11 protein-coding genes are annotated in these 12,681 nt (G+C 45.7%); 8 read left to right on the top strand and 3 right to left on the bottom strand.

Annotation, left to right across the window (positions count from 1 at the left end; all coding sequences use genetic code 11):
- Positions 1-31: 31 nt before the first annotated feature.
- Both P364_RS0117435 and P364_RS0117430 read left to right on the top strand, forming a co-directional pair.
- A complete protein-coding gene (locus P364_RS0117435; RefSeq protein WP_024631372.1) occupies positions 32-1,102 on the top strand; it encodes an MBL fold metallo-hydrolase in 1,071 nt (356 codons plus the stop codon).
- Between the two features lie 214 nt (positions 1,103-1,316).
- The gene (locus P364_RS0117430) at positions 1,317-2,942 is read left to right on the top strand and encodes an ABC-F family ATP-binding cassette domain-containing protein (RefSeq protein ID WP_024631371.1); all 1,626 of its coding nucleotides are present in this window, start codon (positions 1,317-1,319) and stop codon (positions 2,940-2,942) included.
- 139 nt (positions 2,943-3,081) lie between these two features.
- On the opposite strand, the gene P364_RS0117425 is transcribed toward P364_RS0117430, so the two are convergent.
- Positions 3,082-3,270 carry a hypothetical protein gene (locus tag P364_RS0117425; protein ID WP_024631370.1) on the bottom strand — a complete coding sequence of 63 codons (189 nt, stop codon included), beginning with the start codon at positions 3,268-3,270 and terminating at the stop codon, positions 3,082-3,084.
- A gap of 291 nt (positions 3,271-3,561) precedes the next feature.
- On the opposite strand from P364_RS0117425, the gene P364_RS0117420 reads away from it, so the two are divergent.
- Positions 3,562-4,452: a cation diffusion facilitator family transporter gene (locus P364_RS0117420; RefSeq protein ID WP_024631369.1), complete on the top strand. Its 891-nt coding sequence runs from the start codon at positions 3,562-3,564 to the stop codon at positions 4,450-4,452.
- Positions 4,453-4,555: 103 nt separating this feature from the next.
- Here the strand turns inward: P364_RS0117420 and P364_RS0117415 are convergent, their stop codons facing one another.
- Together P364_RS0117415 and P364_RS36915 are read right to left on the bottom strand one after the other, a co-directional pair.
- The gene (locus tag P364_RS0117415; RefSeq protein ID WP_024631368.1) at positions 4,556-5,059 is read right to left on the bottom strand and encodes a hypothetical protein; all 504 of its coding nucleotides are present in this window, start codon (positions 5,057-5,059) and stop codon (positions 4,556-4,558) included.
- 402 nt (positions 5,060-5,461) lie between these two features.
- Positions 5,462-5,626 (bottom strand): DUF1328 domain-containing protein, encoded by a 165-nt coding sequence (locus tag P364_RS36915; RefSeq protein ID WP_017692264.1) that lies wholly within the window; start codon positions 5,624-5,626, stop codon positions 5,462-5,464.
- A 219-nt stretch (positions 5,627-5,845) separates the two neighbouring features.
- Here P364_RS36915 and P364_RS0117405 point away from each other — a divergent pair, with 219 nt between their 5' ends.
- From P364_RS0117405 to P364_RS0117385, 5 genes are all read left to right on the top strand, one after another.
- Positions 5,846-6,358 carry a DUF948 domain-containing protein gene (locus P364_RS0117405; protein WP_024631367.1) on the top strand — a complete coding sequence of 171 codons (513 nt, stop codon included), beginning with the start codon at positions 5,846-5,848 and terminating at the stop codon, positions 6,356-6,358.
- Between the two features lie 66 nt (positions 6,359-6,424).
- Entirely contained in the window at positions 6,425-6,958 is a 534-nt protein-coding gene (locus P364_RS0117400) for a hypothetical protein (RefSeq protein ID WP_024631366.1), read from the top strand.
- Positions 6,959-7,051: 93 nt separating this feature from the next.
- Positions 7,052-7,396: a general stress protein gene (locus P364_RS0117395; protein ID WP_024631365.1), complete on the top strand. Its 345-nt coding sequence runs from the start codon at positions 7,052-7,054 to the stop codon at positions 7,394-7,396.
- A 389-nt stretch (positions 7,397-7,785) separates the two neighbouring features.
- Positions 7,786-8,955 (top strand): PP2C family protein-serine/threonine phosphatase, encoded by a 1,170-nt coding sequence (locus P364_RS0117390; RefSeq protein ID WP_024631364.1) that lies wholly within the window; start codon positions 7,786-7,788, stop codon positions 8,953-8,955.
- Positions 8,952-12,671, top strand: a complete 3,720-nt coding sequence (locus tag P364_RS0117385; RefSeq protein WP_024631363.1) for a response regulator — start codon at positions 8,952-8,954, stop codon at positions 12,669-12,671. The genes P364_RS0117390 and P364_RS0117385 overlap by 4 nt, the downstream gene beginning before the upstream one ends.
- Positions 12,672-12,681: the final 10 nt, after the last annotated feature.

Raw genomic sequence — 12,681 nt, 5'->3', positions numbered from 1 at the left:
AAGATACAGAGGAGGGGAGGAGGGCCCTTTCATGCCGAAAATCCGTTATAACAACATTGATAATGTAAGTACGGACAAAACGCTGAAGGAATTCAAGCAATGGAGGGAGCAGCGGCGCAGCAAAGTTAAGGATTATTCCTACACCGTGCCCAAGCACCCACCTGAACTGGATTATCTGCATGCCAACCAGGCTGAAACCACGATTACCTGGATTGGACATTCCACATTTTTTATTCAATATCATGGATTAAACATCGTGACAGACCCGGTTTGGGCCGAAAAAATGGGATTTCAGCGCAGACTCGGTGCGCCTGGCATTCCGATTCAGGATATTCCGCCTCTGGATGTCATTCTGATCTCGCATTCCCACTATGATCATTTGCATCTCGCATCGCTGCGGAAATTGGTCACGGCCAAGACGCTGCTCATTGTTCCCGATGGACTGAAGCGCAAAATGGTGCGCAAAGGATTCCATCGGTGTCATGAGATGAAATGGTGGGAACATATTACGCTTGGCCGTGTCAAAATAACCTTTGTACCAGCGCAGCACTGGACGCGCCGAACCCTATTTGATACCAACATGTCCCATTGGGGCGGTTATGTATTGGAACAGCATCATCCTGCAGTTGTCCCGTCTGAAGAGACTGCTGCGACGAGTCAAGACCGTGCTCATGAAAATTCCCGAGCAGCTGGAACGGATGATCCATCAGAAACATCAGCATCAGTTGCTAATCCTCCCGGCGGCCCGCCTGTTATTTATTTTGTGGGGGATACAGGATACTTTCAGGGATTCAAAACCATTGGAGAACGCTTTGACATCGGTGTCACCCTGATGCCAATCGGCGCATACGAGCCCGAGTGGTTCATGACATCACAGCATGTGACGCCGGAAGAAGCGCTGCAGGGCTTTGTAGAAACAGGTTCACAGCTTATGGTCCCCATGCATTATGGAACGTTTAAGCTGGCGGATGATACACCCAAGGAAGCACTCGATCGAATGGAAGTGGAACGAGAACGACTGGGAATCAACCCAGAGCGCATTCGGGTGTTGGGACATGGCGAGACACTCCGCATCCGGCACGAAGAAAGTAAACAAGACTAACAAAAGTGAGCTAGATATGCTAATGTAAGGGTATACCCGCATGAACGGTACATTTACCAAATCTTTAGCGATTAAAAAGCGGCCAATTTTCGAATTTGCCGCTTTTTTGTGTTATAATATGGTGCCAGAATAGGCTACGGGATATTGAATCCATGATTAAATTAGTTGCTATTCATGCAGTATGCAGAATATTAAATAAAGGATGGTATGCTTAATGATTAGTACAAGCGGCATCACGCTCCGCTACGGAAAACGTGCACTTTTTGAAGATGTGAATATCAAGTTCACGCCAGGCAACTGTTACGGACTGATCGGCGCCAACGGAGCCGGCAAATCAACATTTTTGAAAATTTTGTCCGGTGAAATTGAATCGAACTCGGGAGAGGTGCACATCACCCCGGGCGAACGCATGGCCGTTTTGAAGCAAAACCACTTCGAATATGATGAGTTTCCAGTGCTCGAAACGGTAATTATGGGCCACAGTCGCCTCTATGCCATTATGAAAGAGAAAGATACGCTGTATGCCAAAGCGGACTTTACAGAAGAAGATGGATTGCGCGCAGGTGAGCTTGAAGGTGAGTTTGCTGAGTTGAACGGCTGGGATGCTGAGCCGGATGCAGCGGCACTCCTGATCGGCCTGGGTATCGAACGTGACATGCATGAGAAGAAAATGGTTGATCTGAGCGGTAACGAAAAAGTTCGTGTCCTGCTGGCACAAGCTCTGTTTGGTCGTCCAAACAACCTGCTGCTCGATGAGCCTACCAACCACTTGGATCTCGAATCCATTCAATGGCTGGAGAACTTCCTCATGGATTATGAAGGTACTGTTATTGTGGTATCCCATGACCGTCACTTCCTGAATAAAGTATGTACACACATTGCCGATATCGACTTTGGTAAAATTCAACTGTACGTAGGTAACTACGATTTCTGGTATGAATCCAGTCAATTGGCTCTTGCTTTGCAACGTGATGCCAACAAGAAAAAAGAAGAGAAGATTAAAGAGCTGCAAGCCTTTATTCAACGTTTCTCTGCGAATGCTTCCAAATCGAAGCAAGCGACTTCACGGAAGAAACAGCTCGACAAAATCACGTTGGATGACCTTCGTCCATCGAACCGGAAATACCCGTTCATCAACTTCAAGCCGGAGCGTGAAGCGGGTAAACAATTGTTGACCGTTGACCGCATCAGCAAAACGATTGATGGTGTGAACATGCTGAATGATCTCAGCTTTGTCGTGAATAAAGGGGATAAAATCGCCTTTGTTGGCCCGAACGGTAATGCCAAATCGTTGTTGTTTGATATCCTTATGGGTGAAACAGAAGCGGATAGTGGCGAATACACTTGGGGGATTACGACTACCCAGGCTTATTTCCCGAAAGACAACTCCAAGTATTTTGACGGAGTAGATATGAGTCTCGTAGATTGGCTGCGTCAATATTCCAAGGATCAGGATGAAACGTACCTGCGTGGATTCTTGGGTCGTATGCTGTTCTCAGGTGAGGAATCCCTGAAGAAAGCAAGTGTACTCTCCGGGGGAGAGAAAGTCCGCTGTATGCTGGCAAAAATGATGCAAACGGGCGCCAATGCTCTGATTCTGGATGAGCCAACGAACCACTTGGATCTCGAATCCATTACCGCACTGAACAACGGTATGATTGATTTTGACGGCACCATGCTGTTTACATCGCATGACCATCAGTTCATTCAAACCATTGCTAACCGGATTATCGAAATCACGCCAAATGGCGTCATTGACCGTCAAATGAGCTATGATGAGTATCTGGAAAGTGACGAAATTAAAGAATTGCGTAACAAAATGTATCCAGTAGAAGCTTAAGATAAGCTAATCTGTTTACATTGCGTATGGAACTAAAAGAACCGCAAGCTCTCCAGTGGAGGGCCTGCGGTTCTTTTTTTTGGTCATACAGGGTGATCCTGTAACCTTAGAAACATCTCATACAAGAGCTTCTTACGGTCTATGACCCGCCTGTACGGCGGCGTTGGTTGTTAGGCTTTTTGTTGTTCTGGCTCTTCATTGCTTTGGGGCCGCCTTCAAAATAGGCACTGGATTGGTTACCTGTGTTTGCCTGTTCTTTCTTCTGCGCCAGTTTTTGGCGTATGGCATCCTGCAAACTGACTTTTTTCGGTTCAGTATTATCGCTCATCGTTATTCCCTCCCGGTCTTACAGTAAGCCGTCCAAATTGGACGGGATGTACTCATTTTATACGTTTTACAAAAGCCCCACAAGGGCAACCTGATAAAATGCTGAAATCCTTCACTTTTTTGACTGGGCCAACATTTTTTCTCTTCGTCTACAGCGCTGCGGTCTGGCAACTTTGTTTCGGCTCCCCTACAGCAATGCAGCTTGGCAACACTGTTTCTATAGACCCACACAGGACGCATTTGGTAACATGGAACAACCGTAATACGAAACGTTAAAGGAGTGTCGCCCGGTTTGAACGCCTATGAAGAAATACGCAAAGGAGAGCGCGGGGCTTGGGTCAGTATTGTGGCCTATCTGGTCTTGTCTGCTTTTAAGTTGATCTGCGGATATTTATTTGCTTCCAGTGCTTTGCTGGCAGATGGTTTCAATAACCTTACAGATATTGTTGCGTCTGTTGCTGTATTGATCGGACTTCGCATATCCCAGAAGCCGCCTGATTCCGATCATGCCTATGGTCACTTTAGAGCGGAAACAGTCGCTGCCCTAATTGCTTCATTTATTATGGCCATGGTTGGCCTGCAGGTATTGGTTGAAGCGGTTCGTTCCTGGTATGAAGGGAACTTTGTTGCACCGAACCTGTGGTCAGCAGCGGTTGCGGTTGCCTGTGCGCTGGTGATGCTGGGCGTATATCGTTACAATCATCGTCTTGCCAAACAAATTAACAGTCAGGCCCTGATGGCTGCAGCCAAAGATAATCGATCGGATGCTTGGGTTAGCATCGGGGCTGCAATCGGTATCATCGGTGCACAATTCGGTCTTCCTTGGTTGGACAAAGTAGCTGCAATTGCTGTTGGTCTGTTGATCTGTAAGACAGCATGGGAGATCTTCCGGGATTCTACACATCGTCTGACAGACGGATTTGATCAGAAAGAACTGACAGATCTAAGATCATCTGTGGCTCGGGTGCCTGGTGTAGAGATGATCAAGGACGTGAAGGCGCGTGTGCATGGTAGTCATGTATTGGTGGATGTGGTTATTGAGGTGGATGGAGGACTGAGCCTGATCGAAGGACATCAGATCTGTGACCGGGTCGAAGAGCGATTGAAACGTTCGCATAATATTATGCATGTACATGTACATGTGGAGCCTAAGATGAAAGATGGAACTACGGGAAGCCCTTAAAACCGGGAGAGACCACCCGAAATAAACGCTTTTGAAATGAAAAGAGGACAGCCGCTGCCTGAGCGCTGTCCTCTTTACTTATCGTTAGAACGATTATACGATACTATTGAATAGCAACGTGGATCCAAGCTTTGCCTTTCCACGTATATACTTGTACCCACTGACCGCCGTCGAATCCATCTACAACTTCACCTGTTGTATCGATGATTTGGGAACCCAGTGCACCGATCGGCTTGCCATTAGGTGTGTCATAGAACCATGTGCGCTCCAACAGGTTGAGCAGCATCGTAGGGACCAGAACCTCATCTCCTGCTTTCACAACAGGTTCATCAAACATTTTGTCGTCCGTTGTTGGAGTTGTAGTTTCAGTAGTTGTTGAAGTACCTTCCGTACCCGTTGTGTCCTCTGTTGTGCCAGTAACAGTCTCAGCTGTGCCTTCTACAGTGTCTACAGCAGGTTTGTTCACTTCAACCGCAGGCGTTGTTGTGGTTGCCTGTGTTCCTGTTTCTGGAGTTACCGTCCCGGTAACCGCTTCCTCAGCACCTGCGGCAGCAGCCATGGAACCCATCAAAGTCAGAGCAGCGGCAAAACTTACGATTTTTTTCATTTGTTTTTCCTCCTCGGTTAGGTATGTAGTTTTGTTGTCCTGTGTTAAAAGTAACCAAGCGAGCTCACTTGTGAAACACAAATTATAACAATATTTTCTTGGTTTCTCCAGTGTCAACTGGAGCATATGTGGGTATAAGGAGAGCCTATATATATCATACTTCGGTGGGAGAAAACCGGGTTGACTACGTCATAATGGTCCTGTCTTTTATGATCTAGTCGGGGAGAAGGGGTGGAATAGACGAGAAGGGAGCGTAATACATAATAGAGATAAGTCGTAATTTGCTTTGGGCATCATTGTTGCAAAAAAAGATGCTATAAACGCACAAAAGCCTACCGGCTTTTGCAAGCGCGATAGGCTTTTGTATGTATCGTGTGCTGTTCATAAGGGGAGAAGCCCCATTCATCGCATTCGGCTGCGTCCCGTAATCAGGGAGATGACGAACAGTACAACAAAGATGAAGAAGAGTACTTTGGCAATAGAAGCAGCTGCTTCAACAATACCGAAGAATCCGAAAATACCTGCAACAAGAGCAATAATTAGAAATAGTACCGACCATTTCAACATGGGTATCATCCTTTCGTTTATAGAACTGGGTAGCGAGAAGTGTTCGTCTCACTGCCGTGTGTAGTTGTTCTTTAACCGAGGCCTTTCGGGTTGAAACATTGTGATATTTTACCAGGTTGTGCTGATTTCACAGTTCATCTTCTATTTGTTTCGCCTCGGAATTGGTCGGGTAACTAAGCAATAACAAAACCGATTTATACTGGAAAGTGAGGTTCTTTTATGATCTATCAAATTAGTGTGGCTTTAATTGCAATTGCATTTGCAGTACTTGTATTCTTTTTAATTCGTACCTTGAAGTCCGCTCAGGGTTCACTCGACAATGTGTCACAGACACTGCAGGAAGTTCAAAAGACCATTGATGAGCTTAGTTATGAAGTAAAACAGACAGTAAGGCATGCTAATGATATTACAGTTGATGTGCAGCACAAAATGAAACAAATTGATCCTGTTATGGAATCTGTACAAAATTTGGGGGAAGTGCTGAACGAAGTGACGGAAGCCGCAAAGCAGGTATCATCCACGCTGATGGCCAAGTTTCAGACGAAACGCAGCAGCAGTGAACAGAGTAAACGATCAGAAGTAGCGAATGTAGTACAGACGCCACCTGCTACATCGACAGATCGGACACTGCAATCCTATGAAGCTACATATCATGAAGATGCCAAGGGCGCAAAAAGCTGGCTGAAATATGTGGATGTAGCCGCTAATGTATGGCAACGTATGCGGAAATAGCATGACCGTTTTGTAATCAACAGAAGTCTTCAGAGCGGTGATGAACCTGAAGAAAGGGTGAGAATCATGATGAAACTACTGCTTGTTATGTTTAGCGTAATTTCTCCCTTTTCCGTTCAACCGGCAGCGGTACCCGCTGCTCATGATATGCAATGGACGGTAGCGAAAGAGGAGACACCAGAGATAGTTCTGGCTGCTGATCGATCCGGACCTGTCCAGCATTTTCGGACTCTGAATGACATTTCTCTGGATGACAGCATCGATGATATTTTAGCCAGTAAAGGTCAACCGGTTCATAAGGAACATGATCCCTATCTGGGTTGTCCGGAGTATGAATTCAAAGATGTAACCGTTGGGCTCTGCGAAGATACAGGAGTGGTCAATTATGTGCATATTGATGCTTCCGAGAAACGTCTGAAGCTTAATCAGGAGTGGGTTGATATGGATATTGAGGACATTCGGGATGCTTTGGGCAAGCCGTATTATGTAGCAGAGGATGGAGAAGTATTCCTTCGGGGAAGTCAGGCGTTGAAAGTTTATATGAAGCCAGGCTCCAATCAGATTGAAGGAATAGATCTCTTTGATGAATCAGTTTCCTAGGATTGGTTAATCCAGAAACGTTTCAGTCCCATATCATATGGTTATATATTAAGTAGCTCGATAAAGAAGATCAATCAGAGGAGAGTGGAAACGATGAATTCAACCAATGCGCAAGCTTATGCAAAAGTGGTAGAAAACGGAGTCCAAGCGGTAGAAGCGGTGAAAGAATTGCAGATTACCGGATACCTTGCTGATCATATCTTCGTTCTGGCCCATGAAAAGGATCGTACAGATCGGATTGCCGATACGGCCGACGCCAAAGAGATTGGTATTAAGGAAGAAGGCGTATTTGATTCCATGGCGAATCTGTTCCGCTCCCGTGGCGATGAACTCCGGGCCAAAATTGTTTCGATGGGCTTTACCGAAGCTGAGGCAGATTTTTATGAGAGTGAACTCGATAAAGGCAAAGTGCTTGTGATTGCCAAAAAGAAAGAATAGCATAGCCGATACAAACGTAAGCTGAAGCCTTCTGACAAGGGACAAGCTTCAGAATAGAGTATTTTGTTTGAATCAAAGAAGTTTTACAGTTGATGATGCAGAATGCTTAACCAAAAACATAGATAAGGAATGGGGATATCCCCATTCCTTATCTATGTTTTTGCAAGTTTGGAAGCGGGATCAGAACGCTGCAAAAACAGGGTGACAAGCGGGGGAATTCTCCTACGATGGTGCCATTTACTGATAGAAGTTTTTTGATAATACGATTATAGTTAGACTAGGAATTATTATGTCTACCGCTGTCTTGAATGCGAAATTTGTATAATTAAGGTTGTTAGCGGACCTGATAAGAATCGACAAACCCGGACGCCACAGATAAGGAGATAGAAATGAGAATACTTATTGTTGACGACAATCCGACGAATGTCATTATCATTCGAGAAATTCTGAAAAAAGAAAACTATCGTGACATTGTAACGGCAAGTTCTGCCATGGAGATGTTTGAAGTTCTAGGGATTGGGGAGGAAAACAATGAACTTCGTCCCAAACCGTCGGATATTGACCTGATTTTGCTAGATATGATGATGCCGGAGATGGATGGAATCGAAGCATGCAGCATTGTGCAGAAATTTGAGAATCTCAAGGACATACCTATTATTATGGTTACTGCGATCGGAGATTCCAAGAAATTGGCTGAGGCGCTGGATGCAGGGGCATCCGATTACGTGACCAAACCAATCAATAAAGTGGAACTGATGGCCAGAATCCGTCTTGCGCTTCGTCTGAAGCAAGAGAAGGACTGGCATAAAGAGCGGGATCAGCGGATTCAGGATGAGCTGAAACTTGCGGCGATGGTACAGAATGCCGTGTTAAGCCCTGCTATTGAAGATCCGCTATTTCACGTTAATGCCATTTACAAACCTTCGTTTGAACTCGCGGGTGATTTGTATTCTTGGTATCCGCTTGGTGAAGGCAGATATGGAGTTCTGCTGCTGGATATGATGGGGCATGGGATATCTTCATCACTATTTACGATGTTCATTGCTTCCGTGCTGAAAGACACCGTTACAACATATGTAGACCCGGAGAAGGTCATTCAGGAGCTGAATCGTCGCTTTAATCAGCTGCATTTGGAAAAACAGCTGGTGCAGTACTATTTTACAGCGATATATCTGGTCGTAGATACTCGAATGAAGCGGATTGACTACGTGAATGCAGGCCATCCACCAGCACTCTTTTTCCGTCATGATGGAAGTGTAACCACGTTTGACAGCGTCTGCTGTCCTGTCGGTCTGTTCGACAAGATGGACATTGAACCACAGACGATTCACTATGAAGGTGATGGGCACATTGCGCTGTATACGGATGGATTAACCGAAGCCGTTCAGGGCGACCAGGAAATGCAGCAGGCATTTCTGAAGGAACAACTGGCGGGCTCCCACCAATGGGATGAAGCGGCCATGCAGGCATTATTCTTCGATGATGAAATTCCGCAAGAGCGGGATGATGATAAATGTTTGGTCTGGATTACCTTAAATAAAGGGGGCGAAGCTGAATGAAAATCAGAAATAAACTGCTGATCGGCTTTACCGCTCTGATGGCCATATTGATCGTGCTTACGTTTGTGAGCTACGAACGGCTGAACAGCAGCAATAAACAGGTTGACCAAATGTATCAGGAGCGATATTTAAAGGTTAGATACACCTCATCCGTACGTGGAGAGGTTAATGATATCGCGAAAGTGCTGGCTAACTTGTTGCTTAACCCGAATAACTCAACCGGCACTGCAGAAAATGAGCTTAAGGAAATGCAGGAACGGGGAGAAGGTTACCTTAAGGAAGTTCGTCAACGGGCTGACAGTGCGTCGGAGCATCAACTGGTTGACCGTGTGAATGTGGCTTGGAATTCTTATAATTCTTATGCCGCCAAACAGCTCAGCTTGATGTCTCAAGGACGTGCGGAAGATGGTAACAACTACAGGAATTCAACGGGTCTTGCTGTGCAAAAGGAAGCTGTGGACAGTCTAAATGCACTCTCCCGTTTTCAGGATCAGGAGATTGATAGCGAAATTAAGGTTGCTAACGCAGCATATACACGAGCAGTCCAGATTACAGTAGGCATCATGATTGCGGGGCTACTGCTTGCTCTCGGGGTTATTATGTGGGTACTGCCTAGTATTACGCGTGGTCTGAATACGGTGTCGATGATGATTACCAGTTTTGGTAAAGGTCGCTATCGAACCATTCGTCGTATACAGGTGAAGTCCACCGACGAGATTGGGCAGATTGCCAGTGTGTTCAAGGATGTCTCCAATGATTTGGAAGAGAAACTGGAAGTCGAGAAAGCTTATTTACAAGCACAGCAAGATCAGAACTGGATGAGTTCCAACATAGCCAGAGTTCCGGAATTGCTGCGAGGTATTGGCTCCATTCGCCAGATCTCACAGATGTTTATCAGTGAATTTACGCCTGTACTTGGAGCTCAACTGGGCGTTGTATATCTGATCGATGAAGAGAAACATCCGGACGAACTGAGACGTTATGGTGCTTATGCGTTTGAAGAGAATGAAGATGTTGGCAAAGAGGTTTACCGGATCGGAGAGGGATTAATTGGACAAGCCGCATTGGATATGACTCCAATAATCATGGAAAAAACTCCGGAGGATTATGTGAACATTGGATCAGCAACGGGCTCATCGCGTGCTTCGGGTGTGATGATCTATCCTGTCGTATTTGAGGATGAACTGATTGGTGTGGTCGAACTAGCTTCGTTTGAAGGGTTCACGAATCTGCATACACAGCTGTTCTCGCAGCTGATTATGAATCTGGGCGTCATTCTTAACAACGTTCGCCGCCGTTTGCGGGTGGAGGAACTGCTGCGCGAATCCCAGGCGCTTACGGAGGAATTACAGGTTCAATCTGAAGAACTTCAGACCCAGCAAGAAGAGCTGCGCCGTTCCAATGAAAATCTGGAAGAGCAGACGGGGGCCCTCAAACGTTCGGAAGAGCTTCTTCAGCGTCAACAGGAAGAATTGGAGCACTTCAATACCGAATTGATTGCCAAGACACGAGCATTGGAAGAACAAGTTCGTGAAGTGGAAGAGAAGAACGACGAGATTGAAAAAACGAAAACACAGCTGGAACAGCAAGCCATGCAATTGTCGATGACGAGCAAGTACAAATCCGAATTTTTGGCAAATATGTCGCATGAACTTCGTACGCCACTTAACAGTCTTTTGATTCTGTCCCAATTGTTATCGGAGAACAAGGATGGAAATCTGAGTGTTAAACAGCAGGAATATGCCCAAACGATCTATATGTCGGGTGCAGATCTGCTGAAAATGATTGATGAAATTTTGGATCTGTCCAAGGTGGATGCGGGAAAAATGGACATCAACTATGAGACGGTTCGCATGGATGAACTGACCAGCTTTGTTCAACAGAATTTCGGTCCAATGGCGAACAAAAAAGAACTCAGCCTGAACATTGAGTTCGACAGCAATTTGCCGGAATGGGTATATACCGACAGCCATCGCGTGAAGCAGATTTTGCGAAATCTGTTGTCGAATGCGTTCAAATTTACCAACCGGGGATCGGTAAGCCTGATTGGACGGAAGATGAAAATGGAAGAGCTTCCTGGATACCTGAATACGAATCAGGAATATGTAGGCTTTACCGTGAAGGATACCGGAATCGGAATTCCTTCGGACAAAACGGATTTGATCTTTGAAGCATTCCAGCAGGTGGATGGTACAACGAGCCGCAAATATGGCGGAACGGGCCTTGGACTGTCCATCAGTCGCGAACTTGCTCGCCTGCTTGGTGGTGCCATTCAGGTAGAATCATCCGAAGGTGTGGGCAGCAGCTTTACTCTGTACCTGCCGGATAATCACGAAGAAGAGATTCAGGTGGACGAAGCTATGACAGAAGCTGCTGCTTCTTCTGAGATCGAACAGTCTGCAAGAGAGACGTGGACGATGCGTTCAGGCAGACAGATGGTCCTTACATCGGATCCGGATAGTAATTCGTTTATGAAAATGCCTCAACCCGACTCACCTGTACTTGCCCAGCTGGAAGATGATCAGAAGAACCTGATGGAAGGCGACAAGATTCTCCTTATCATTGAGGATGATGTGAATTTTGCGCATATTTTGATGGATATGGCGAGAGGCAGAGGATTTAAGGCGATTGTGGCGCTTCAGGGAGACAAAGGACTCGAAATGGCCCGTCAATATTTGCCGGATGCGATAATCCTTGATATTCAGTTGCCTGTCATGGATGGCTGGGCAATTCTGGGCGAACTGAAAAGCAGCTCCGCGACACGTCATATCCCGGTCCATGTGATTTCGGTAATCGATGATATGAAACAAGGTTTGATGATGGGAGCCATTGCTTATCTGAAAAAACCTTCCAGTAAAGATTCGCTGGATAAAGCTTTCTCGCATATCGAATCCTATACAGAGAATCAATTGAAACGTCTATTGATTGTGGAAGATGATGAAATACAGCGGAAAGCAATCATTGAACTGATCGGCCACGATGATGTTGCAATCACGGCAGTGTCCACCGGCAGTGAGGCCTTGAATGAATTGCACAGTCAACGCTATGACTGTATGGTACTGGACTTGATGCTGACAGATATGACCGGATTTGAATTGCTTGATCAGATTCGGGACGATCAATATTTGAATGATCTGCCGATCATTATTTATACAGGCAAAGAGCTGGACAGTAAAGAAGAGATGAAGCTTCGCAAATATGCGGAGTCCATTATCATCAAGGACGTGAAATCACCTGAACGTCTGCTCGATGAGACGACCTTGTTCCTGCACCGGGTAGAAGCCAATCTGCCGGAAGACAAACGTCGAATTCTGCAGAAACTGCATAATAAGGAAACCTTGTTTGAAGGTAAGAAAATATTGCTTGTGGATGATGACATCCGTAATGTATTTGCTCTTTCAAGTGTGCTCGAAGGTTATCGGATGGATGTGACATTTGCAGAGAACGGCCGTGAAGCTCTGGAGATTCTGGATAAGAACCCGGAAATCGATCTGGTGTTAATGGACATGATGATGCCGGAAATGGATGGTTATGAGGCCATGACGCGGATCAGACAAATACCGAGATTCGAAAAATTGCCAATTATCGCCTTAACCGCAAAAGCGATGAAAGATGATCGTGGCAAGTGTATTGAGGCTGGAGCATCCGATTATGTGAAAAAACCGATCCAAACGGATCAATTGTTATCCTTAATGCGGGTATGGCTGTATTCGTAACCCAATAGTT

Source organism: Paenibacillus sp. MAEPY2 (assembly GCF_000499205.1).
Classification (GTDB): Bacteria; Bacillota; Bacilli; order Paenibacillales; family Paenibacillaceae; genus Paenibacillus; species Paenibacillus vandeheii.
Note: the sequence above shows the minus strand (reverse complement) of the source record. Positions and strands in the feature narration are given on the sequence as shown.